The sequence below is a fragment of the Streptomyces sp. Tek67B01 genome (genome assembly GCF_055231995.1).
Genome location: NZ_JBUYUY010000001.1, coordinates 6,587,980 through 6,611,312 on the forward strand (window position 1 = coordinate 6,587,980; position 23,333 = coordinate 6,611,312).

At 69.8% G+C, this 23,333-nt stretch carries 21 protein-coding genes; 8 read left to right on the plus strand and 13 right to left on the minus strand.

The window, feature by feature from the left end; genetic code table 11:
- Window positions 1–275: 275 nt before the first annotated feature.
- On the minus strand, window positions 276–1,217 hold the full coding sequence (locus tag ACV7NM_RS29925; RefSeq protein WP_463413225.1) for a hypothetical protein: 942 nt from the start codon (window positions 1,215–1,217) through the stop codon (window positions 276–278).
- Between the two features lie 83 nt (window positions 1,218–1,300).
- Window positions 1,301–2,128 (minus strand): hypothetical protein, encoded by an 828-nt coding sequence (locus ACV7NM_RS29930; RefSeq protein WP_463413226.1) that lies wholly within the window; start codon window positions 2,126–2,128, stop codon window positions 1,301–1,303.
- Window positions 2,129–2,397: 269 nt separating this feature from the next.
- Between ACV7NM_RS29930 and ACV7NM_RS29935 the strand changes: the two genes are divergently transcribed.
- On the plus strand, window positions 2,398–2,694 hold the full coding sequence (locus ACV7NM_RS29935) for a hypothetical protein (RefSeq protein ID WP_463413227.1): 297 nt from the start codon (window positions 2,398–2,400) through the stop codon (window positions 2,692–2,694).
- 77 nt (window positions 2,695–2,771) lie between these two features.
- On the opposite strand, the gene ACV7NM_RS29940 is transcribed toward ACV7NM_RS29935, so the two are convergent.
- On the minus strand, window positions 2,772–3,578 hold the full coding sequence (locus tag ACV7NM_RS29940) for a hypothetical protein (RefSeq protein ID WP_463413228.1): 807 nt from the start codon (window positions 3,576–3,578) through the stop codon (window positions 2,772–2,774).
- Between the two features lie 706 nt (window positions 3,579–4,284).
- Between ACV7NM_RS29940 and ACV7NM_RS29945 the strand changes: the two genes are divergently transcribed.
- Complete coding sequence (locus ACV7NM_RS29945; RefSeq protein ID WP_463413229.1) at window positions 4,285–5,496, plus strand: M4 family metallopeptidase; 1,212 nt, start codon at window positions 4,285–4,287, stop codon at window positions 5,494–5,496.
- Window positions 5,497–5,566: 70 nt separating this feature from the next.
- Entirely contained in the window at window positions 5,567–5,872 is a 306-nt protein-coding gene (locus tag ACV7NM_RS29950) for a protealysin inhibitor emfourin (protein WP_463413230.1), read from the plus strand.
- Between the two features lie 57 nt (window positions 5,873–5,929).
- Here ACV7NM_RS29950 and ACV7NM_RS29955 read toward each other — a convergent pair whose 3' ends face one another.
- From ACV7NM_RS29955 to ACV7NM_RS29975, 5 genes are all read right to left on the minus strand, one after another.
- Window positions 5,930–8,311 (minus strand): ADP-ribosyltransferase domain-containing protein, encoded by a 2,382-nt coding sequence (locus tag ACV7NM_RS29955; protein ID WP_463413231.1) that lies wholly within the window; start codon window positions 8,309–8,311, stop codon window positions 5,930–5,932.
- 209 nt (window positions 8,312–8,520) lie between these two features.
- Window positions 8,521–9,345 (minus strand): tyrosinase MelC2, encoded by an 825-nt coding sequence (melC2, locus tag ACV7NM_RS29960; RefSeq protein WP_463413232.1) that lies wholly within the window; start codon window positions 9,343–9,345, stop codon window positions 8,521–8,523.
- Window positions 9,342–9,746: an apotyrosinase chaperone MelC1 gene (gene melC1 / locus ACV7NM_RS29965; RefSeq protein ID WP_463413233.1), complete on the minus strand. Its 405-nt coding sequence runs from the start codon at window positions 9,744–9,746 to the stop codon at window positions 9,342–9,344. Before melC1 ends, melC2 begins: the two co-directional genes overlap by 4 nt.
- Window positions 9,747–9,910: 164 nt before the next feature.
- A complete protein-coding gene (locus ACV7NM_RS29970) occupies window positions 9,911–10,243 on the minus strand; it encodes a hypothetical protein (protein ID WP_463413234.1) in 333 nt (110 codons plus the stop codon).
- Between the two features lie 218 nt (window positions 10,244–10,461).
- Window positions 10,462–11,151 carry a TetR/AcrR family transcriptional regulator gene (locus ACV7NM_RS29975; RefSeq protein WP_463413235.1) on the minus strand — a complete coding sequence of 230 codons (690 nt, stop codon included), beginning with the start codon at window positions 11,149–11,151 and terminating at the stop codon, window positions 10,462–10,464.
- A 143-nt stretch (window positions 11,152–11,294) separates the two neighbouring features.
- Between ACV7NM_RS29975 and ACV7NM_RS29980 the strand changes: the two genes are divergently transcribed.
- A complete protein-coding gene (locus ACV7NM_RS29980) occupies window positions 11,295–12,425 on the plus strand; it encodes an FAD-dependent oxidoreductase (RefSeq protein ID WP_463413236.1) in 1,131 nt (376 codons plus the stop codon).
- A gap of 29 nt (window positions 12,426–12,454) precedes the next feature.
- On the opposite strand, the gene ACV7NM_RS29985 is transcribed toward ACV7NM_RS29980, so the two are convergent.
- Window positions 12,455–13,234 (minus strand): maleylpyruvate isomerase family mycothiol-dependent enzyme, encoded by a 780-nt coding sequence (locus tag ACV7NM_RS29985; RefSeq protein WP_463413237.1) that lies wholly within the window; start codon window positions 13,232–13,234, stop codon window positions 12,455–12,457.
- A gap of 558 nt (window positions 13,235–13,792) precedes the next feature.
- Window positions 13,793–14,146: a VOC family protein gene (locus ACV7NM_RS29990; protein ID WP_463413238.1), complete on the minus strand. Its 354-nt coding sequence runs from the start codon at window positions 14,144–14,146 to the stop codon at window positions 13,793–13,795.
- 183 nt (window positions 14,147–14,329) lie between these two features.
- Between ACV7NM_RS29990 and ACV7NM_RS29995 the strand changes: the two genes are divergently transcribed.
- Window positions 14,330–14,755, plus strand: coding sequence for a DUF6003 family protein (locus ACV7NM_RS29995; protein ID WP_463413239.1), 426 nt, complete (start codon window positions 14,330–14,332; stop codon window positions 14,753–14,755).
- Between the two features lie 57 nt (window positions 14,756–14,812).
- Here the strand turns inward: ACV7NM_RS29995 and ACV7NM_RS30000 are convergent, their stop codons facing one another.
- On the minus strand, window positions 14,813–15,784 hold the full coding sequence (locus tag ACV7NM_RS30000; RefSeq protein ID WP_463413240.1) for a hypothetical protein: 972 nt from the start codon (window positions 15,782–15,784) through the stop codon (window positions 14,813–14,815).
- Between the two features lie 253 nt (window positions 15,785–16,037).
- Here ACV7NM_RS30000 and ACV7NM_RS30005 point away from each other — a divergent pair, with 253 nt between their 5' ends.
- A complete protein-coding gene (locus ACV7NM_RS30005) occupies window positions 16,038–19,700 on the plus strand; it encodes a hypothetical protein (protein WP_463413241.1) in 3,663 nt (1,220 codons plus the stop codon).
- A 27-nt stretch (window positions 19,701–19,727) separates the two neighbouring features.
- On the opposite strand, the gene ACV7NM_RS30010 is transcribed toward ACV7NM_RS30005, so the two are convergent.
- Window positions 19,728–20,765: a glycoside hydrolase family 26 protein gene (locus tag ACV7NM_RS30010; RefSeq protein ID WP_463413242.1), complete on the minus strand. Its 1,038-nt coding sequence runs from the start codon at window positions 20,763–20,765 to the stop codon at window positions 19,728–19,730.
- Window positions 20,766–21,124: 359 nt separating this feature from the next.
- Between ACV7NM_RS30010 and ACV7NM_RS30015 the strand changes: the two genes are divergently transcribed.
- Window positions 21,125–21,472 (plus strand): VOC family protein, encoded by a 348-nt coding sequence (locus tag ACV7NM_RS30015; RefSeq protein ID WP_463413243.1) that lies wholly within the window; start codon window positions 21,125–21,127, stop codon window positions 21,470–21,472.
- A gap of 50 nt (window positions 21,473–21,522) precedes the next feature.
- On the opposite strand, the gene ACV7NM_RS30020 is transcribed toward ACV7NM_RS30015, so the two are convergent.
- Complete coding sequence (locus tag ACV7NM_RS30020; RefSeq protein WP_463413244.1) at window positions 21,523–22,143, minus strand: NAD(P)H-dependent oxidoreductase; 621 nt, start codon at window positions 22,141–22,143, stop codon at window positions 21,523–21,525.
- A 316-nt stretch (window positions 22,144–22,459) separates the two neighbouring features.
- Here ACV7NM_RS30020 and ACV7NM_RS30025 point away from each other — a divergent pair, with 316 nt between their 5' ends.
- Complete coding sequence (locus tag ACV7NM_RS30025; RefSeq protein WP_463413245.1) at window positions 22,460–23,221, plus strand: NAD(P)H-dependent glycerol-3-phosphate dehydrogenase; 762 nt, start codon at window positions 22,460–22,462, stop codon at window positions 23,219–23,221.
- Window positions 23,222–23,333: the final 112 nt, after the last annotated feature.

The following is a 23,333-nucleotide window of genomic DNA, read 5'->3' on the forward strand; positions in this document are numbered from 1 at the left end:
CCGGTCAGCGACCTCGTCCGCCCGGACGTGCCGCGCACCAGATCAATACGCCCAAGCAATCGTGTATCACGCGAAAGTGCCCGGCGCGTCGACCACTCCGGCCTGATCTGGCCCGGACTTGTCCGGATGTCGTGGTTCTTTCTCATCGAGCAACCCCGACGAGAGACAAGGCCGGCCCGGGGTGGGGGCAAACCCACCCCGGGCCGGGGTCAAGCATTCAGCCGATCAGGCAGTGGGCCGGATCAGTGCTGAACCAGTGCTCGGTCGGCACTGTCCTACTGCTGGTTGTCGCCGGTCTTGAAGTCGATGAGGACCTCGCCGGTGGACTTGTGGAGCACCAGGGTGGAGTCGGTGGCCCCGAAGGAGAGGTAGGCGCCGTTCTGGCCCCACGTCTTGGTGTCCCAGATCGCGCCGCCCTTGCCCTCGCCTCCGTCCTTCTTGTACGTGACGAGGTTGCCGTCGTTCTGCATCCGGGTGTAGGCGCCGGGGCTGTAGTTCCAGAAGCCCCGGCCGTAGTCCTTGCCGCGGTAGAAGACCGCGAAGTAGCCGCGGTTGTCCTGGGCGAGGATGGAGTTGGTGGCCGACATCCAGGTGCCGCGCTCCAGGTTCTGGCCACCGGAGAGGGTGTTGTTGCCCACCTTCCAGGTCTTGGTCGACCAGCTGGCGGAGTTGTCGGCGCGGTAGACGACGAGGTTGGCGTCGTCCTGGAAGTCCAGGTGGCCGTTCGGGTTGCCCCAGGTGCCGGAGCTCCACACGGCCCCGCCCTTGCCCGGGCCGCCGTCCTTCTTGTAGATGACGAAGTTGCCGTCGGCCTGGAAGACCGCGTACGCGCCCGTGTTGCCGTACGAGCCGGAGGCCCACAGCTCGGCGCCGGCCTTGTGGTCCAGGACGAGGTTGCCGTCCGGCTGCATGAACAGGTAGCCGTTCTCGGTCTCGATGTACTCGTTCGAGGCGAGCACCTCGCCCGGGCGCAGCGAGACGGTTCCGGCGGTCGCGCCGAGGGCCGTCGCGCGCTGCTGGTTCTTGGCAGCCGACTTGGCCGGGACGCCGCCCTGCGGCTTCTTGACCGGGACCTTGACCGCGGTCGTGGTGTTGGTCGTACCGCCGGCGGCCTGGGCCACCGGGGAGACGAGCACGCCGGCCGAGACGGCGGCGGCGATGAGCGCGCCGGTCCAGGCGGCACGCTTACGGTTGAGGTTCAATCCCTTACCCCCCATGAGGAACACGTTCAGTTGAACGCGTTCGATTCAACGGCGATCAGTTTGTACGGGCCCTGTCCGAAAGGCAAGCCGATTACGGCTCAGTCGGCGGTGCCGCTCTGCCACAGGACGGCGCCGGAGTCCTTGGCCAGGAGAACGAGGTTCCCGTCGAGCTGGAACACCAGGTGGGCGCCAGGGTTGTTCCAGGTCCCGGTGGACCACAGGGCGCCGCCCTTGCCCTCCCCGCCGCCCTTCTTGTAGACGACGAAGTTGCCGTCAGACTGCATCCGCGCATAGGCGCCCGGCGCCCAGGTGTTGGTGGACCAGCGCTCCTCGTGGTTGTTGCGGTCCCGGATGCTGAGCTTCCCGGTCTGCTCCATGGCGAGGATCGCGTTGGCGCTCCAGGTCCAGTTTCCGGAGCCGATCTGCCAGGTGGCGTTCACGGTCGTGTCGACCATCCACGTGGCGGTGCTCCAAGCGGCCGAGCCGTCCTGCCGGTAGACGACCAGGTTGCCGTCGGACTGCAGGTCCAGGCGGGCGCCCGGGTTGCCGTACGAACCGGCGGCCCACAGCGCCTTGCCGGCGGCCGAGTACACGACGAGGTTGCCGTCCTGCTGGAACGCCACGGTCGCGCCCGGGTTGCCGTACGTGCCGGTCGCCCACAGGACACCGCCGGACACGTGCTCCAGCACCAGGTTGCCGTCGGTCTGAAGCTTCAGTACGGCGTTCTTGCTGCGCGCGATCTCACCGGCGCCGTGCGAGGTGCCGGGCTCGAAGCCCTGAGCCGTCGCCCGGGCCACCGGGGCGTTCGGAGCCGCCGGAGCCGGCGGCGCCGCCTGAGCAGCGGCCGGGGCACCGAGCCCCGCTGCCGTCAGGGCGGCGGCGACGAGGCCGGTGCGTAGCGCCGTGCGCTTGCGTGTAACTGCCATTGGTTCCCCCCACATCAGCGGTGTTTCTGTCCATCGGCCGTTGGGCCGACAGACCACTGAGAGTGCCATGGCCCTCTGACAGTGGTATGCGGAGGGGTCCCGATCTGGTCGAACGGGCGAGGGTCGAGAGCCCGCCCGGATCGGTAGGACCCATGCCGGTCGGGCCCGCCGTCGTTCGTGGCGGAGGCACCGGCCGACTTCCCGCGCGTCTGCCACACTTGTGCCGTGCGGCGCGCGGGCGCTGCCGGGGGAAGGGGCGGGATCTCCGGATGTCCCGATGGATCGTGCCGGCGATACCCGTCGACGGTGTCAGCGAGACGGATCGTGATGCACGGACCATCGCGGAGTTCGAGGGCAGCGCGGAGGAAGCGGAGAGAGCCCTCCGGCAGACGGCAAGTGCCTACGAGCACAAGCTTTGGAAGGTGCGCAGGCGAGAGATCTTCCAGTGCTCCGGCCGGTCCTACTTCATCCGCATCCACGGGCGCATGACGACATACGGCCTCCTGATCCGGCTGGCTGAGCTGGTCCACGACACCGAGCCGCCAACGAGCCGGCCTTCAATCTGAGAACGCTCCGACCATTGCGTGTCCAGTGCTTGCGTGGAACGGACGCGACGGCTGGGGTCTTCCCGATGCGGGATCAGTCAGTACGCCTCGAACGACCAGAAAACTCCCACCTCGTCGTCGTTCACCGCGATCAGACCCAGATCGGCACCGAGGTCGAGACCGTGTATGTATTCGGCGGTGAGGAAGCGGTGGGAGCTGGTGCCTTGGAGGCCGGCCGCGATGAAGTCCGGTGCCGGATTCGAGGCGGCGGCGGTTGCATTGGTCCAGTAGCGCGCGGTGGAGCCGTACCGGTCGAGAAGGGTCCGGGCGTCCGCGAGGACGGTGTGGCGGTCAGGGCGGGAGCGCACGGGGGCCGGTTCCGACTGCCACTCCTCGGTCATGATGGCGAGCGCGGCGATGGCGGCCTCGGGGTCCAGTGGGTATAGGCGAGCAGGGAACTGCGATGCGGCAGGCGGCTCGAAGGGGTATGCGGGCACCGACTGGCGTGCGGTGTTCACGCGGTCCTGGTCGAGCCGGGCCCAGCCGCGGGGGTCGGTGACCGTCCGGTGCATGATCGCGAGGATGTCGTTCGCCCAGTCCTCATGCCGGCGGGGTCCGGTGGCCACGAAGGTGTAGACGTCGTCGAACAGTCGCAGCGCCGCCGCGTTCCAGGGGGAGCGGCGGCGACGGAACTCCGCCGGCAGTGTGCCGACTTCCCGACGAGAGACGTTCTCCGGGCCAAGCGGAAGACATCGCAACCGGTCAAGAGCCAAGGGGAGGAGGTCGCGCGGCTCGTCTGCGGAAGGCCCGTCTCGGCTCTCCAGAGGCAGGTTCGATCCCTGCCACCGAGCCACCGGGTGGGCGTCGAGCTGGTCCGAGGCGTTCCGGTCGGCGGGAAGAGGCATCTCGCCAATCTATCTTCCGTTGGACGCTTCCCCGCCGGAGCGTCGAGGACGATCGCGAGGCCGTCGCGCTCGTTCCCCCGCACGCCGACGCGCGTGAAACGGAAGCCTGCGAGGGTGGCCGGGGAATGGTCATTGTCGGATCTGAATGTGGCCCGCACGGTTCTGACACGGGGCTCTGCCGCAGCCCTGACAAGCAGCGCCGCCAGTATGGCGCGCGGGCGTAGCCTCGGCGACGGTACTCGGGCCGGCCTCGGCGCTGCCGCCGGCGAGGTCACCGTCGGCGGGCGCCCGCGGCGCCTTTGCGTTGAGCTCGACGAAGCGGACACGTTTGGGGGTTGGGGCAAAGGTTCGTTGTTCATCGGACTCGGCCACCGCGCAGGCTGGGCAGGAATCGGGTCCATTACGGGTACCCATCGGTAGGGGGTTGGCAGTTCGCTACCCGCTCCCGGTCGGGCTCGACTGCGCTTGCCAGCCGCTACGGGCGGTCGGAGACTGGTGATATCAGCGTGGGGCCGCCTCTGGAAAAGGGGTGCCGTCACCAACGCTTCTCGCGCTGCTGCCAAATCCGGCAAGCACCTTCACTTCGTCCGCGAGATCCTCTCGGAGGCCTGCGGCGACGCCGAGTTCCGGTCACATCGAGCGCCGTGAACCTTCCCGCGCGTGGATGAATGTTTAACCGTCGGTCCTCTCTTCCAGGAGGTGTCCTATGAGCAGGACATCCCGACTCAATTGCATCATTCCCCCGTACATTCTCAAGAAGCTTTTGGAGAGCGAAGACAGCGAGGTGCGCCAGGCCGCCTTGGACACCATGTTGACCACGGCTCGTCTGCGGGGTGAACGAGCGGTCCGTGCGTCCTTCACCGGTGCCGCCGCTCCCGGTGGCGGTCGGCGTACCGTCTTCGACTGCGAGCAGGGAAGATTCCTCGCCTCCGCCGTCTTGGTCAGGACGGAAGACGGACCGCAGTCCGCGGATGATCCCGTCAACCGGGCATTCGACGGACTCGGCCTGACGCGCGATTTCTACAGGGAAGTGTTCCAGCGAAATTCGATCGACGGCCGGGGAATGCGCCTGGACGGGTTCGTTCACTTCGGTGTGCGGTTCAACAACGCGTTCTGGGACGGAAGGCAAATGGTCTTCGGTGACGGGGACGGAAAGAAGTTCGGCAACCTCACCGGGTCTCTCGACGTGATCGCCCACGAGTTGACGCACGGAGTCACCGATCACACGGCCCGATTCGAGTACCACAACCAGTCCGGGGCCCTGAACGAGTCGATGTCGGACGTCTTCGGGTCGCTCGTCAAGCAGTGGTCGGTGAAGCAGTCGGCCGAGGAAGCGGACTGGCTGATCGGGGTCGACATATGGACCCCGGGAATCGACGGCGACGCCTTGCGATCGATGAAGGCCCCCGGGCATGCGTACGACAATGCCCAGTTCGGACGGGACCCCCAACCTGACCGTATGAGCAAATTCATGCACCTGCCCGACACGGAGGAAGGGGATTCGGGCGGGGTGCACATCAACTCCGGCATTCCGAACAAGGCGTTCTTCCTGACGGCCGTGGGCATCGGCGGATTCGCGTGGGAGGCGGCCGGGCCGATCTGGTACGAATCGCTCAAGGCGAGCAGTGCCGAGGACCGGTTCGAGGACTTCGCGGACACCACCTTCCAGAAGGCCGGAGAACTGTTCGGCGACGGCAGCGCCGAGCAATCGGCGGTGCTGGCGGCGTGGCAGGAGGTGGAAGTCCCCGTCAGAGGCGTTCCGCCCGGTCTCGCACGGGCACGGAACCTGGCGCTCAACGGGAACGGCGGCGTGGGCCGGCAAGACGGCCTGGCGGCCCTGACCCGGCAGGTCGGGGAACTGAGCGCCAAGGTGACGGGGCTGGCCAAGGAGGTGGCCGCCCTGAAGGGGACCGGGTGACCACCACCGAAATGGCTGCGGGGCGATCCCGCCGACCGGTTCCGTGCCCATCGTGATGAGGTTGCGCGCAATGAAGGTGACTCTGACGACACACGGCGGCCTGGCGGCGGCGACGAATCTCCGCACCCCGCCCAAGGCGTTGGACACGGAAACCCTGCCCGAGCCTGCCGCCGCCGAGCTGGCCCAACTGGTGGCGGCGGCTGCCAACCCGACGCCCGAGGTGGGCCGACCCGGCGCCGCCAGGGACGCGATGACCTACACGATCACGGTGGAGGACGGCGGCCGTTCGACTATGCTCAAGCAGTCGGACGCCGGTATGACCCCCGAGTTCGCGGCTCTGCTCGCGTGCCTTCAGGAACGCTTGGAGCAGCAGTGACGCCTGTGTCGGGCGCCGCGTCACCGTAATCACGTGGCCATGGCCCCGGACGCTGGGTCAGGACACCACGGGAGCGGCGTCCACTTCGGTCAGCTTGACCGTGCACAGCCCGCCGCGCTCGCTTCTCACGTCCGTCACCTTGAGCTGAGTGCCCGGCGTGAGGATGTATTCCTCCTCCCCGGTGAAGGCGGAGAAGCTCTTGATCCCGACCGCCCGGGCGGGTGTCACCTCGAAGAGCGTCCGCTTGCCGCGGCTGCCCAGGAAGGAGCGGGCCACCGCCGGCTTGGAAGTGCACGAAGAGACGCCCCACCAGGTCACCGTCCGACCCACTGGGTACTGCGCCCGCAGGTCCAAGGACACACCGCGCCACAGCGACTGAGTATGGGAGGGCAGCCCCGAGACCGCCGAGAACAGCAGCCGCAGGTAGGGCAGATACGGTGTGACCCGGCTGCGGTCAGGGGAGCGGAGGGCGGCGTTGATCTCGCGGTAGAAGGCGGACTCACAGGTGTAGAGGTAGAGCGCGGCGATCGCGTCGGCGGACAGGCTGCCGCTGGTTTCGTACGCCCGCCGCTTGCCGAAGTCGTGTGACCGGTCGATGTGTCCGACGAGCCCGGACAGCTCCTCGGCGACGGGTGCGACGGCATCCCGGAAGTCCATCAGCGGGGTATCGAACACGCCGGTGATCGCGGGCAGGACCAGGCCCTCGTCCTTGACGCTGGTGAGCCGCTCCAGGTACATCTGGTGCAGGTTCATAGTCGACTCGATGAAGGCGCCCATGCGTGCCGAGACACCCCCCGCCGTACCGGCCTCCCCCTCGTTCCACCCCTTGCTCGGCAGCCAGTCGATCACATCGGCACCCAGCGACGCGAGAGCCTCGTTCACCAGGGTGAAGTGGTCGCCCTCGCAGAAGATGTCGCCCTGCGCCGCCGGGTTCGCGTGGTCGATGTGCCGCACCTCGACGTCCGGGTACTTCTCCTGGAGCCGCAGGACGACCGCCTTCAGGTTGCGGGCGTGCGCCCCCCACCAGGCGAACACGATCCCTCGGTCTTCCTCGTCGGCGTCCTGCTTGGCCTTGAGGATCTCCTCGATGATCCGCTCGGCGACGGGCCGCCAGAATGCCGTGTGTCGGTCGGTAGCCATCGCTGCGTCGCCGCTCGCGGTGAGCGAGGCGTTCAGCAACAGCACGCCCTGTGTGAGCATCGCCTGGAACCACTCGGGCGGCTGGACCGTGTCCCGCTCCTTCAAGAGCGCGCGAATGTCTGCGATGGGCGTCTTCTTGGCGATGCCGTACTTCCACATCGCCGCCGCCTTGATGATGCAGCGGATGCTGACGACCCTGCCGAACTGGCTGTCCTTCCAGTCGTTGAAGGTGTTGTCGAACATGGCTATGCCGGTCGCGCTCTCCGCCCGCGGGTACGGGTTCTGGCCGAAGGCGACGACCTTCCACTTGTGGGGTGGGTGGGGCTTGAGAGCCTGGAAGGTCAGCTCACGGACCGGTACGACCTCGGGGCTGCGGCCCTTCCCGATGAACCGGGCCGCGTCCGGCAGCGCCTCGATGACGGGCTTCAGGAGCGGAAGCCAGGGCTCACCTCCGCCGTTGAAGAGTTCGGTGAGAGCCAGGGGGTCGTCGGCGTCGGGCGCGGTGTGCGCCGGGGTCGGGGTGGCGGTCGGGGTCGGGTCGGTCTGGTGAGTTGCGTCGGCCACGGGGGAGGGGCTTTCGATCGTCGTGGTCGAGGGGTGGACCTGGCCTGCGGGGTGTGCGGCAGGGTCGGGCACAACGGCCTTGGGCGGCACGATGCGTACACGCTGCTCGACGGGGGCGTTCTCTATGCCGTTGAGCTGGGTGATGATCGTGGCGCGCAGCTCGTCGTCATCCTCGAACCAGTGGTCGTGGAAGAGCGTGTAACCGGTCCACATCAGGTTGGCGCAGACCCTGGCCGGGACCCGCCCGGTCTGCGCACCCATCCCGACCAGCGCGACGGAGCGGATGCTGCCCGGCGCCTGCCGGTTCTGCCGGTGGACGGCCTGGAACGCGGCGGCGCATGCCAGCGCGACGTTCAAGGTGGCACTCACGTTCTGCGAGGACCGCACCATCGTGGGCGTCGATATCAGGTACCGGGGGACGGTCGCCCCCGACGGGACGCAGACCGCGCTGCCCACCGGGAGGGCTCCGGCGAACCGATCTCGGATCGCACGCTGCACACGCAGCTGGATGCCGGAGCCGAGGAACCGCTTGATGACGGCGTCGACTCCACCGTCCATCCGGCCCCGGGAGTTCGTCGGGGTGATCCACGCGTCGACTGCCTCGTCCAGGATCGAGCCCCTGCGGATCTCGATGCCGGGAGTGTCCGCGAACGCCGCCCGCCACGCCTCCACCACGCGCTCGTTCACGTCTGTCAGCACCACCCTCAGCGGGGGCTGAACACTGCTCTCGGTCATCGTCCACTCCTGTCGGAAACCGTCCCTGGCAACACCCCCAACGTAATCGCCACCACTGACAACGCAGCCGCCGGCGACACAGCATGATCGGTCGTCATACCTGCGGAAACGTCCCGTCGCCCCCAGCCTCTGCCGGCTGCCGGACCCACGGGCACGGCGCGGCCGAGGAGCCGGCGCCGGGCCTCGGCGTTGGCCGTCCGCTCCCGCTCCTACGGTTTGTCGAAGGTGTAGAACCTGCGGTGGTCCCACATGTCGGCCGGCGTCACGTTGTTCCACGGCCCCAACGTGTGGTGCAGGTCGACGACGTTGGGCGTCGGCGCGGTGGGCTGGTAGCCGGACTTCGGGTTGCGGGTCTGCCACTCGGCCCACAACTTGTCGATGAAGGCGTGGTGGAGCCAGAACACCGGGTCGTTGGGGGAAGCCGCAGTGGTCATGTGGCCACCGACCCACACGTGGACCCTGTTGTGCAGGTTGACCCCGCGCCACCCTTCCAGGTGGTTGCGGAACCCGCTCGAGGCGCTGTTCCAGGGAGCGGCGTCGTACACCGGCATGGCCAGCACGGAGTCCACGTCCGCTCTGGTCGGCAGCTGCGGCACCCCTGCACCCAGCCCGCGCCGCAGATAGGTCCGCCGGTCCACCCCGACCGTCACGGCCCACTTTCCCCCCGCGTAGGCGAACGGCCCGTCGAGCACCTGCCCGTCCGGGCCCAGTTTGGTGCCGCCCATGAAGTCGGTCGCCCAGAGGGAGGATCTGGACTCACGGTCGACGGTCCAGTCCCAGTACGGCAGAGAGACGTTCCTGTCCACCCGTTGCAGCGCCGCCTCGAAGTCCAGCAGGAACCGGCGGTGCCAGGGCAGGAAGGACGGCGCCCGGTGGCCGAGCCGGTCACCGAAGTCGGAGTCGGTCATGAGGTAGTAGTTGTGGGCGTTGACGTACCGGTCGTAGACGCCCGTCCGCTTCAGCTCGAGCACGGCGTTGACGAAGGCGCGCTTCTCGTCGGCGGTCAGCGCGGCCTGGTTCTTGCGAACGGTCACAGCTGCACCTCCTTCGCGACGAACGGGGCGAGCTCGGCGCCCTGGAGGCCTCGGATGGCGGCGCGGGCGGCCGAGATCGGGTCCGGGAAGGTCTCGTAGTGGTTGACGACGGTGACCCAGCTGCCGTCCGCGTTGCCCATCAGGTGCAGTTCATTGCCGTCGATCTTGACGGTGGGAGCCCCGACACCGTGGTGCCCGCCCGGCCCGAAGGCGATCTGGATACGACGGCCCTCGTACACCTCGTCGATGCCGCCGGTGGGTATGGAAACGGGCGCATTGGACGCTCCCGACGCTTCGGCGGCGGGAGCGGAAGCCGACGAGGACGAGCAGGCGGTCAGCCCCAGGGCGGTGACCGCCCCGGCACCGATCCCCAGGGCCTGTCGGCGAGTGATTCTCTTCATGGCCTGAAGAAGTATCAGAAGGCCGAAACCCGAAGATCATTGGCCCCTGCATCCACGGCGTCGAGAAGCGACGTCGGCCTCGGCCCGGCCATCGTGCACAGCGTCGTCCGCGCTCACGGCGGGACCCGCGTCCTCGCCGCCGCCCCGCCGCGGTCTCCGTGTGGCTAGGCGGACCTGCGGCGCAGGGCCCGGCGGACCACGTACAGGACCACGAGCAGCGCGATGACGACGACCACGACGATCAGAAGTTTCTTGAAGAGCCCGCTCTTCTTCTTGCTCTTCTTCTTACTCTTCTTGGTCCCGGTGGTGGCTGTCACCTTGGAGGACATCGGCGCGTGGAGGCCTGTCGCCACGTTGGCGCCGGCAGGGAGACCGCGCTGCGGGAGCGCCGCCGCTGCGGAAGCCTGCCGGGCGCCCGGCGCGGCCGCCGTGGCTGTCGCAGCAGGCCCGAGCAGCAGCCCGGTCAGTACGAAGAGAGGTATGAGCGCCGCCACCACGGGGTGCTTCCTCGGATTGCTGTTTTTTGCCACTGTCTCCCCTGTTCTCCGACGCCCTGACCGTACCCAGTGGAATCCGGACGGTTGGGCCTTGGAGCATCGTGGACGAGTTCGACCGCCCCGGCAAGCAGATGAGCTGCGTAACGTCTTCGAGCGGGTGCTCGACTGCCTTGAGCTGCTTCTACGAACAACCGCTGCCCCGCCGCGGCGTGAAGGAGTCAGGTCCGCGCGGTGATTCCTGCGATTCCTGTGATTCCGGTGAGGATCAGGTCGATGCCCGCGAGGAACTCCGCTCGGTCGTCGTGGTGGCGCAGTTGGTCGGCCACGGCTCGCGTGAACGCGTATTGGTCGGGGTCGAGCTCTCCCCATGCGGTCGCCGCGGCGTCGAGGATCGCGGCCCGGTCCGCGCCCGGCTGCTGAGCCCGCGCGTTGGCGGCGTTCTGGCCCGCCACTCCGAGGATGTAGTTCAGCAGCGCTGACGCCGCGGTGAACTGAGCGGCTTCGGGTACGCGGAGCGCCTGGATCTGGCGTCCGATGCGTTCGAAGACGTGGACCATCGGCGACTGTCCCGGTGTGCGGGCGACCTGCGTGCCGACCCATGGGTGGGCGTCGATCGCGTCGAACAAGCCGAGCGCGAGGGTACGGATCGCTTCCTGCGGTGTGGCCTCGCCGTCGTCGCCGTGGATGCCGGCGGAGACCACGGCGTCGGTGGCCGCGGCGAGGAGTTCGCTCTTGCCCGTGACGTGCCAGTAGATCGCCCCCGGACCGGTCGCCAGGTGCTCGGCGAGCGCGCGGAAGGTGAGGCCGCGCTCGCCCACCGTGTCGAGGAGCTCCACGGCGGCGCTCACGATGCGCTCCCGGGAGAGCGGTTCCTGCCGTCGTTCCGAACGACGCGCTCTGGTTGCCATGTCCCCATCCTAAACACCCTGGAATCGCGTTCCATCTTGACAGGGGTGGAACACCGTTCCACTTTAGGAGGCGACTGGAACGGTGTTCCAGCTGAGACATGTCGGTGCCGGCTCCGGCCGTCCGCGATCAGAAAGGCAGCACCATGACCACTCCCACGATCATCGGCGCGGGGCTCGGAGGGCTGACGCTGGCCCGCGTCCTGCACGTCCACGGAATCCAGGCCGCGGTCTACGAGGCGGAGGCCTCCCCGACGGCGCGCACGCAGGGCGGGATGCTCGACATCCACGACTACAACGGCCAACCGGCTCTCCAGGCGGCGGGCCTGATGGACGAGTTCCGCGCCCTCATCCTGGAAGGCCGGGAGGCGACGCGGATTCTCGACCGGGACGGAACCGTTCTGTTCGACGAACCCGACGACGGAGCGCGTCGACGCCCCGAGGTGCTGCGCGGCGAGCTGCGTCAGATGCTCCTCGACTCGCTCCCGGCCGGCACCGTGCGGTGGGGCCACAAGGTCAGCGGCGTGCGATCCCTCGGAGGAGGTCGCCACGAGGTTGCCTTCGCCGAGGGTGCCGGCGTCGTCACGACCATGCTGATCGGCGCCGACGGCGCGTGGTCACGGGTCCGCCCGCTGCTCTCCGACGCCATACCCGAATACCTCGGCACGTCGTTCGTCGAGACCTACCTCCTCGACAGTGACAACCGGCACCCTGCCAGCGCGAAGGCGGTCGGGGGAGGGGCGCTGTTCGCGCTCGCGCCGGGGCAGGGGATCACCGCCCACCGGGAAAGCGGCGGGACCCTCCACGCCTACACCACGCTCAACAAGCCGAAGGAGTGGTTCGACGGCGTCGATTTCACCGATCCGGCCGCGGCCACCGCCCGCATCGCCAGTGAGTACGCCGGCTGGGCACCGGAGCTCACCGCCCTGATCACCGACTCCGACACCGCACCGGTCCCGCGTCCCATCCACTCCCTGCCCGAAGGGCACCGGTGGGACCGCGTACCCGGCGTGACCCTGCTCGGCGATGCCGCCCACCTCATGCCCCCGTCCGGCGAAGGCGCCAACCTGGCCATGTACGACGGCGCCGAACTCGGCAGGGCCATCGCCGCGCACCCCGATGACACCGAGGCCGCGCTCACCGCATACGAGAAGGCGATGTTTCCTCGCAGCGCCGCGGCCTTCAAGGAAGCCGTCGACGTCTTCCGGCTCTGCTGCCTCGACGGCCATGCCCCCCAGGGCCTGCTCGACATGTTCACCGGACACGGGCAGAGCTGACGCCCGCGTCGCGTCGCGGTGGTCGGAGCCTAGAAGGCCGAGTGGGTGAACCAGTGGGCGAGCAGCTCCCGGTCACCGAGCAGGCGGAAGGTGTCGCTGCGGTGGTCCAGGCGGCCGTAGAGGAGCAGCAGCAGGTCCGCGGCCGTTCCCCGGACGGTGGCGTCCGCCGCACTGGGCTCGGCGCGATCGGCCACCAGCGCGAAGCCGTCTGGGCGCAGGGCTACCAGCCAGTCGCCGTCGCCATTGCCGTCGCCATTGCCGTCCGTACTGGTGAAGCGAATGGTCCGGTCCGGGGCGCGCAGTTGGGCGGTCAGCGGCGCGAAGGGAAAGGCGAACGGCAGGTTGGTGAGGAACTCGTCGACGCCGTCGACCGCCAGTGCGCGGTCGATGTGCGGTGAGAGCCCGAGCGCGAGTTGGGCGTCGACCCGGTGGACCAGCGTCTCGAACAGCATGCGCCGCACCCAGAACCGGGCGTGCTGGTCGACTCCCCAGGCCCACATCGGAGCGTCCAGGTCGGTGGAGGCGAATACTTCGTCGGCCTCGCTCGCGCTCGCGGCCAGCCACTCGGGGAGGCCGTCAGGCCGCTCGGGCAAGCGGAGGTCCACCTCACGGCTCGTCGGCGCCTGCTGTACGCGCCGGCGAAGCAGCTCGGTGAACCAGCGGTGCACGCTGCCCACGTGCCGCGTGAGGTCCCCGAGAGTCCAGCCGGGACAGGACGGTACCGGGGTGGAGAGGTCGGCCGCGGCGACCGTGGCCACGAACTCGGCGGTCTCGGCTGCGACGGCCGCTCCGTGCTGGGCGGGGTTCATGTCCGTGCCCTTCCTCCGGTCGTGCAGCCCCAGGGGGCCGAATGCTTAAGGTGGTGGATAGTTTAAGCCATTAACTAATGCGGACGGTAGTTCGAGCCGGCCGGGGATGTCAATTCCCGTCCCGGGCCGGCAACCCGTACGCGCCTGACCCTCACTCTCATCGCCCTCCCGGCCGCCGGGCCGCGCGGCCGAGTGTCGGTGGACAGGCGACACGCAGCAGACGGACGCACCCCGACGAGGGCGGTTTGCCCTCCCCTCAGGAACAGGCGCAGTGGCCCGTCCTGCACGGCTTCGGTACGACGCTGGTGCCCCGCCCCTCCGACTGGCGCTCCGGGCTGGACGGCGTGGGCAATCGGTGACCCCATCACGACGGGCCGAACGGCTGCCTACGGAACTGGAGTATTTCCTGCACCCCCCGGCCCCCCGCCCGTCCTCATCGGCTTCGGGGCCATGGCGTCCGGCGACGGTGAGCGGCTGCGCGGGATGGCTGTGCGGGCGCCGCGCCGGGCTGCGCGGAATCCTCAAGGCCGGGGGACGCGCCCCGCGCGTGAGCGAGCCCTAGTGACGCCGTCGGGCAAGGACACAGAACTCGTTGCCTTCGGGGTCTGCCAATACGACCCACGGTTGATCACCCTGGCCGATGTCAACACGCTGCGCGCCATGAGCCAACAGGCGGGCCACCTCCGCGTCCTGGTCATCGGGCCTGAAGTCGAGGTGCAGTCGGCTCTTGCCCTTCTTGCCCTCATCAAGGCGGACGAACTCCAACCCCGGCAGGCGATCGGGCTCCGGGCGGATCTCGAACTCGTCATCAGAGGCATGGACCACCACCCAGCCGAGAGCCGTGGCCCACCACTGCCCCAAGGCCATCGGGTCTACCGAGTGGACGACTACCTGTTCCCATTCCAAGGTCATCCGCCGATCCTAGAGTTGCCGGGGCTTGCAGGAAACGGGATGCACCGCGACCCCGCCGAGTGGCGTGTCCGGGGGGCCGGGTCTCCGAGCGGGGAGCGGGAAAACGACGGCGTGTTCCCCTTGAGAGGGGGTATGAGGGCAGCGATCGTCTGCAGCTACGGTGTGCCAGGAGAGTGACCCACGATGACGGATGACGCCTACCTGTTTCTCGCGACCACCGCTTCAGGTTGGCAGGGAACGCCGCTCGCCCTCGTCGGAGAGCTGGAGTGCCTGGGCACGCCCGCAGTGCGAGCGTGGTTCGCCGCCCAGGGTGTGAATCCGGCGTCCCCGAGCGTCCGGGTCGTACCGCCGGAGCAGAGCCACCTCATTCCCGAGGGGGCCGAGAGGCTCCCGGTCCCCCTGACCACGGAGGAACTCGAAGAGGTCCGCCGCGCCGCTGCCACGGATCCCGTGGCGAGCGCCGAGGCAGACCTGCTCGCATTCCGCGAGAGCGAGGACAACCGAGACGCCGTGCTGCGTCGGGCCCTCGCCGCCGGTGTGCCGGCCCATCGGGTCATCGAACTCTCCGGTGTCGACCCCACCACGCTTTCCTCCGCCTCCCAGAGCTGACCGCCGGACCCGCCCGGTGCCATCGGCCGGTCGCGGGAGGTCTGCGCCGAGTCCTCGCTAGGCCTTCGTGACCTGCTCCTCGGGGTGGCCGGTCCAGCGGATCGGGTGGCCGGCCGGGTCGTGGGTGAGCCAGGTGCCGTCACCGAGCAGGCGGAGTCCGTACGGATTCTCAGTCTCGACGGTGAGTTCGCCCTGGACGGTTCCGGTGCGCAGGTCCACGAGGTGGTGGCGGAACCACTCCTGTTCGTCGTCCCCCTCGCCCCCCAGGGTGACGACGGCGGTGTGGGGGTTCAGGTAGCCGCCGCTCCACTCGACGAAGACCTCGTCCGGGTCGTATCCGAAAGATTCGACGGGGAGCGCGAGCGTCACTTCGCCGCCGGGGTGGCTATGGAAGGCGACGTCCGTCTGCTCGTGGTGGACCGTCATGAAGTGCTCTCCCCCCGGCGACAGGGCGATCAGACAGCGGTCGTCCCACGGGTAGGTGACGAACTCGGGCTCGCCGCCGTCGGGCGGGAGCACGCCCCGGACGATGATCGAGCCGTCCTGCCCCTCGCCGACGTCGAGGTACATGCTGCCGTCGGTCGGGTGGGCGAGCTGAATACCGCCGTGGCCGACCGTGTCCAGCTCTGTGGCGGCGATGACCGCACCGGTCTCGGCGTCGTACGCGATCCACTGGTCCGCCTGTTCGCGTCCCGCCATGGCGTCCGGCCGGTAGACCCAGACGGTGTGGCCGTCGGGGGAGAACGCGCAACCGGGCCGGTGGCCGTGAGGCTGGTCGGAGTGCGGTTCCAGCGGCGCAATCCACGCCGTGTCCCCGGCGCGCGTGAGGCAGACCACCGCGTTCAGGGTGGTGTACACCACCCGTCGCAGATCGGGGGAGAGGGCCGACTCCTCGACCTGGTGGCCGTCGAGCGGTCGAAACACCGTGACCGGCGCCAGGGGGCCGAGCTCTCCGGAGGTGAGGTCGTACGCACGGATCTCTCCGTCGACGTTCCGCGTGACGACGTGTGGGGTGGGATGAACAACCATGCGGCGAGGCTAACGCCAGGGGTGGTCCGGATCGGAAGCGGGCCGGCTCGCGGCTCTGGCCGTACTACCGCTGCTCGTCATGCGGCCGGTCCCGGAGGGTGCTGTGCCGGGGTGAACTGGACGTCGTACACGTCGCGATCATCGGCTTGGCTCCGCGTCAGGTGGTCAACCGTGGGGCTGCCGGACCGACCCCGGATCGACCCCGGACCGACGCCAGGACCGGTTGTCAGACCTCCGCCCTAGCATGGCGATCATGAGCCACTCGCAGAACAGCACGACGGCCGCCGAGGTGTTGCGCGGTCTCCTCACGCCGCCCCGCGCCGAAGCGGGCGCGGGCGCTGCCGCGATCCCGGCCGGCGGCGCGCTCCGGGTGGTCGAGGAAGCACGTCCCGCGCGCACGGTCGGGGCAGCCGTCACCGCCGTCGGTGGGGCGAACGGGGAAGTCGCGCTCTGGCTGGCAGAGCTGATACGCAGTCACCTGACGGGCCGTCCCGACCGCTGGCTCGGCGTCCATGACGCACTGGCCACGCACCGGGGCACCCTCCCCGACCTGCTGGCCGACGTACCTCCACCCGCACCGGCGGCCGACCCCGACCAGGTTCGCCCGCCCGCGCCCCGGAGCGTCTACGCCACCCTGGCTCTGCTGCTGGAGCACACCCGGTCCGAGGACGCGGCCGCCGCGCTGGCGGCCATGCCCGACCGGACGGTCGAGACGCTGCTGTCCACCGGTTCGCTCCCCGGCCCCGGCCTCGTGACCGCGGTCACCGAGCGCGGGGACTCCCGTACCCGTACCGCGCTCGCGCGTCACACCAGACTCGACTCGCGGGCGCTGGCCCGGCTGCTCGCCGTGGGTGACAGCCGGGTCGGCGCCGCCGTGTACCGCAACCCGCGCTGTACCCCGTCCCTGCGCCGCGCCCTGGCGCACCGCATCGACCGGGTCCCGATGGAGGAGGGCCTGCGGGCCGAACTGACCGACCCCGCCGGAAACCCGCCGAGCACCTGGCTCATACCTTTGCTCGGCTCCGGCGACCCGCAGCTGACCGCTCGCGCCCTGCTCCACACCGGGAGGGGCGCCGCGGAGCGGTACGCGCTGGTCCGTGTGTGGGAATGCGCCGGACCGGCGGCGGTTCGCGCCCTCCTCGAAGACGAGACCATCGCCTGGCGCCTGAGCCGGCCCGTCGTCGTGGCCGTCGGCAAGGCGCTCGACGAGGAAGCCGGTTCGAGCGACGGCGCCGCGCCGGGACGGCTGCGCGAGCAGTGCGAGCCCTACGACGACCCCGCGCGGCTTCCGGCGCTGCTGGCCACCACCCGCGGCACGAGCAGCCTGCGCGACCTGCTCTGCGAGCCGTACGCGCACGATCTGCCGGCCCTGGCCAACGCCCACGCTGCCACCCCGTTCATGCCCAAGGCCTGCGAGGAGCTGGCCCGCCACGAGGACGCGAGCGACGAGCAGCGCCTCGCGTTCCGGCTGAGCGTGCTCAACGAGCCGTGGCGCGCGGGGGGCCGCCGGTCCGGGAACACGCAGCCGCCGGAGCTGCGGCTCGCCCGGGAACCCTTGGACGACTCCGCCGCCCGCTGGGCGGAGGGAATGGTTTCCGCCGGGCTGCTCGACCCGGCCGAACTGGTCCGCACCGCACGCCCCGCCGCGCAGGCGCTCGCCGCGCTGACCCGGCTGGCCGACCGGGGTCTGCTCGGCGACACCGCCCCGGCCGCTCTCCGCGCGTTGGTCGAAGCCAACCTTGGGGAGCGCGCCGAAGCGTGGGACGCCGTGAACACCCTCCTACCGGAACACCAGGGCACCCTCCACACCCTGCTCAGCGAGGCGGGCGCCACAGCACCGCCCGTCGGCCGCGCGACGACCGCCACGGGTAGGGGGCGCCCCACGACCGAAAAGGGCGAGCCCGCGACCGGCGAGTCCGTGAGCGACGAGGCCAAGACCGTCCGGTCCGAGGGTCGGGGCGTCGATCTGCCCCGTGTCCCGGGGCGCCCGGAGGAGCGGGGAGCACTGGCGGCACTCGATCTGCTGCGCTCCCTCGCGGCCGTCCCCGACGAGGTCCCGGTGCCCACCGAACCCGGTGTGCTCCGCTTTCTCGCGCACCACTGGCGGAGCGACGCCCCAGGTCTCGCCACCCCCCAGTGGCTCGTCCGTGCCTGCGCCGCCCACGGCGTCGAGCCGCCCCACGAGGGTTCCTGGCACACCGCCCCGACCCTCGCCGAGGTCCGCGCGGAGCGCCCCCAAAGCTGGGGCTCCAGTGCCGTACTCACCGAAGAGGCCTACACCCAGGGCATCCTCCCCGCCGAGGAACTTCCCGCACTCTTGCCGGCCGCCCGCCTGCTCCGCCTCCCGCACGACTGGCGCCGCTTCGCCTTCACCCACGCCTGGCGGGCCGCAGTCGCAGGTCTGTTGCGCTCGGAACTCGGCACCGACCCTGACAGCTGGCTGCGCCTGGCCGAGACGGCCTCGGCCGCCGCCGGGCTCGTCGAGCGCCGGTCCGCCGACGGTCCGACCTGGGTCGAGCTGCTGGAGCTGTCCTCCCGGCCCCGCGGCGCCTTCGAGGGAAAGGTGACGTGCCGGCCGCTGGACGAGTCGGCGCAAGGGTTCTTCACGCCCCGCCCCACCACCCCGGACGAGGCGATCGGCCTCCTGAAGAGGGGCAACCACTCCTGGAGCTGGCCGATCGGCACACTGCTCTGTCTGGCCGACGCCGACACCGTCGACGCGGTTCTGCCCCGCCTCGGCCCCGACGGCCCATGGTTGCTAGCCGCGTACCTGCTGCGCAACGACCGGACCCCCCGTACCGTCTTCGGCCGGTTGCTGGCAGGGCGCGATCCGCGCGCCCTGCACGTCCTCGCCGCCCAGTCACGTTGGCTGGAGGACGGCGCCGAGGTACGGCTCGCCCACCTCGACGACCCGGAGGTGGATCTCACCCTCCTACGGAACGGCACCACATCGCGGACGGCCCAGCGGATCGTGACCCGTTCCCGTTCCCGTTCCAGTTCTCGTTCCGGCGCGCGCCCCGGTGCGGAAGCCGTGACGGTCGGCGCGCTCGCGCTGGCGGAGGTGAGGTGGGACCAGTCCGCGCCGCCGGTCGGAGGCTCCCGCTGGCTGTACTCGGCCGAACCGGACCTGATCGAGGAGGTCTTCGCCCGCCAAGGTGGCGACCTGAGCCTCCTCCAGCAGATCCTCGGCTGCCTGAACCTTCTCGAGCACGGCGGCGCCGACCGTCTCACGGCCCTCGTCCGACGCGATCTGCTCGGCTCAGCGGCGACCACCCTGTGCGTGAAGGCGCTGGCCTCCCCGGACCCGGCGGCCGTGCTGCGGGCCCGGGCCGCCCGGGAGCTGGACCCGACCAAATTCATCGCCCGGCTGCGACGCGATCGTCCGGCCTGGCGGCCCCCGGGCGGCGCGGCGACAGTACCCGGTGGCATCGACTGGGAGGCCGTGGAGGCCGCTCACGCGCAGGAGCCGCTGCCGCACTGGGGCAAGCTCGTCAACAATGGCGACGCCCCGGCCGACCTCCGCCTGCGCCACGCCGCTTTCGTACGCGAGCCCGGTCCGGACGGTCTGCCCGACGGCGAGGACCTCACGAGGGCCCGCGCCCGCTACGGGTTGGGCGGGCTGTCCCACTGCCCGCCGGCGACGCAGCTCGACGGGCTGCTCGCCTCCGGCATGCTCACCGCCACCGATCTGCTGCACGGTGCGGCCCCGGCCGCGCTGATGTTGGCCTACCTGAGCGGCGCGGCCCGCCGCACCGACGCCCCGGAGCAGGCCCGCGCCGCCCTAGCGGCCCTCGCCGGCCTCGTGGCCACTCGTCTCGGCGCCGATCCGGAGGCCTGGCGACGCGTGACCGATCGGCTCACGGGCCGCGATCCGGCATGGGAACCCCTGTCACCGGTCGCAGCCCTTTTGACCTGACTTGAACTGATTCCGTTCCCACCAGGCTCAGTTCTTCGGCCGCGCCCTGTCACGGCCGAAGCCGGCCCGGCTCCGGACACCGTTGTGGGACAGGAACTCGCGGAACACCTGTGCCGAGCGCGGGTTCTTGCTGCACTGCCACACACCGTGCGGGCAGTAGTCGGTGATGCTGTGGTAGAGCGGCTTGTGCTCGTCGATCCATGCCAGCATGTCGCGCATGTACTCGGGATTGTCGCCGTTGCGGAACAACCCCCATTCGGGGTACGAGATCGGCTTGCCGTGCGCCTCGGCGAAGTCGACCTGCTGCTTGAGTCCGTAGGGCTGGTTGACCTGCTCGTCGAATGAATCGCCGGGCGGCTGGTCGTAGGTGTCCATGCCGATGACGTCGACCACGTCGTCCCCGGGGTAGCACTTGGTCCAAGGGACCGCGTCAACGCCTCGGTTGGGGGCGAAGTCGAAGCGGAACTGTTGGCCTTCCACCGAGCGCATCGCCTCCACGATGCGCCGCCAGTACTTCTTCCAGTTCGCGGGGTCGGGCCGGCATCGGTGTGTGTAGTTGAAGCCGTTCATCTCCCAGCCGAGCACGATCACGGTGTCCGGTACCCCGAGGCCGACCAAGCGCTCGGCGAGCCGCCGGAAATGGTGGTCGTACTTACCCTGCGCACCGGAGCGGAGCAGCGCGGCGACCTGACCGTCGGGGACGCCGGCCTCGTTGCGCTCCAGCATGGGCACGTTCAGGACGAACAGCCGATCGGGTCTCGCATTGCGCCACCGTGCCCAGCTGTCCAAGGAGTCGGGTGCTCCCTCGATGTTCATCCAGGTGTCACCGGGCAGGTAGGTGTGCCCGGCGCGCAGCTCGGCGCCCCCCAGCCAGCGGGAGAGTTCCCGCATCCTGTCGACACCGGCCGAGTCGTAGTGGAGGTAGGCACCCACCGCTACTTCGCCCTCGGCGTCTCCACCGGGACCGTCTTGCGGAGGCGTGGCGAGGGCGCCCCCTGTCACGAGCATGGCGACGGCGACCGTACTCGCGCAGGCGCCCGCCAGCCAACGGCCTCGATGGGACATGACGCCTCCTCAAGCCTCGCTGATGGATGTGTCTGGCAGTGACGTTAGTCATGGCATCCGAGTAGTGGGCTGTCCGAGGCGTGGATGCTGGGCCGTTCGGGGTGGTCAGCGGCCTTTACGTGGCCCGAACGGGTGAAAGTCGTCCGCTCGTCCGCGTGTCGGTGGCCGGCGCCGCGTCACTCGGGGATGGCCAGGAAGCGTGTGGGAGGGGTCCCGGAATGTCGTGGGTGCGCGGGCAGCTCCCTTCCGTTTCGCCATGTCGATAGCGGGCGACGGCCGACGTGCCGTAGTAATGCCGAGAGATGTGAGAGAGACGTAGAGAGACGTAGAGACCCCTTTGTCGTGACTTGGAGTCGTCCATGGCCGTTCGTCGTGTCGTACCCAACATCCGGTCCGAGGCCGCGCAGGAGAGCCGGGAGTTCTACGGCTTGCTGGGCTTCGAGGAGGTCATGAACCACGGCTGGATCATGACTCTCGCCTCCCCGTCCAGCCCGGCGGCGCAGATCAGCGTCATGAGCAGTGACAAGACCGCGCCCGTCGCCCCCGATATGAGCATCGAGGTGGACGACGTGGACGCGGCCTACGCGGTCATGACGGAGAGCGGTGCGGAGATCATTCACCCCTTGCAGGACGAGGAGTGGGGCGTACGGCGATTCTTCGTCCGCGACCCGAGCGGACGCGTGGTGAACGTGCTCGGCCATCGCTGACGGCTTCTCCCCGCCCCTGAACTCGCCGTGCGCGCGGCCCCTCTGGACGGTCAGCCGCCGTGCATGGGACCCACGTCCCCGTCCAACAGCGCGGCGGCTTGCCGACGGGCCTCTTCGAGCCACCCCCTGCGCGTTTCGTCGTCCGCGTCGCTGACCGTACGGAAAACGACCCGACGTACGTCGGCCATTCCCACGTACGGCAACACGCAGGCCGACCAGATGCTCTGCAACGGGTCGCCGAACTCGTTCTCCTCCCGCTCCGCAGGAGTGTCGGAGGTGTTCAGGACGAGGGCCTTGCCTGCCTTCAGCAGTGCCACGGGCTCGCCCTCGGCAGTACCGAGTTTGTACGCGACGCCGGGCGCGAGCACGCGTTGCACCCAACCGACGAGGACAGCGGGCGGCATGCCCCACCAGTTCGGGTGTACGAACACCATGGCATCGAGCGTCGCCACCTCCTCCTGGTGCAGTGCCACCTGCGAGTCAGGGGTTCCGGACGCCGAGTCGACCGTCCCCGTCTCCGCGGCTGAGAGTTGCGGTGCGAATCCCTCGGCATACAGGTCGTGCGCCGCCACTTGGCATCCACGCCCGCGCAGTTCGTCCACCACCGCCTCGAACACGGCGTGGTTGAAACTCCCCGGCCGCGGGTGTGCGAGATATACCCCTACGCGCATGGTCCGTCCCCCATCGACATGAGCCGTGTTCGGCTGATCCGCCGCCGGCTGCCCGTCAATTGTCGGCGACCGGGAACGCGTCGGGGCGACGGGGGAGGGGCACGGGTGGTCCGGGTCGGGCCGGGACGACCGTCGACAGTATGACGGCGCTCGGCCACGATCACGGCGGCAGGCCCGCGCCGTCCGGCGGTGGGACCCCGCAGTGCACCAGCGAAGCGTCGCCCCTGCGGCGGTCTTCTCGGCCGGGGCCTGGGGCCCCGCCGTGGGCAAGATCATGGCGGTGCCGGAGCCGACGTGATCATGCACGCTCGGCGCGGTGCCATCGCCGACGCGTACGAACCTCGGCGCCTGGGCCCCGCACATCGGACGCGACACCGTGATCGTGTCGCTGATGAAGGGCATCGAGATCGGCAGCGGCCTGCGGGCGGGCCAGGTCATCACCGAGGTGACCGGCGTCGGCGCCGGGCGCGTCGCGGTGCTCTCGGGCCCGAACCTGGCCCGCGAGATCATGGACGGCCGGCCTGCCGCCGCGACGATCGCCTGCCCCGACGTGGCCGCCGCCCACCGCGTGCAGCGGGCGTGCCACACCGCCTACTTCCGGCCCTACACCAGCGCCGACGTGACCGGCTGCGAACTGGGCGGGGCGACGAAGAACGTCATCGCCCTGGCCGTCGGTGTCGCCTCCGGAATGGGCTTGGGTCACAACGCGCAGGCCATGCTCATCACTCGCGGGCTGCGGGAGGCCACCCGGCCGGCCGTGGCCATGGGCGCTCATCCAGCCACCCTCGCGTGGCTTGCCGGCCTGGGTGACCTCGAGGCGACCTGCTCCTCACCGCTTTCCCGCAACCGGACCTTCGGCACTCACCTCGGTCAGGGCATGACCGTCGAGCAGGCCACCGTCGCCACCCGTCAGACCACCGAGGGCGTCAAGAGCGCTGAGGCGATCCTGGCCCTGGCCCGGGCACAGGACGTCGAGATGCCGATCACCGAGGCCGTGTCCGCCCTGCTGCACGAGAAGGTCACCCTCGACCAGGCCGCCGGCGCGCTGTCGCCGCGGCCACCAAAGCCCGAGCACTGAGCCCCCCGAGCCGGAGCACTGAACCCTTAGCAGGGCGCCGGGTCGACGCCCTTCTTCGCGTCCTCCATAGGCGTCACCCCTACCCGAACCGACTGCCGATCGCCAACTCGGC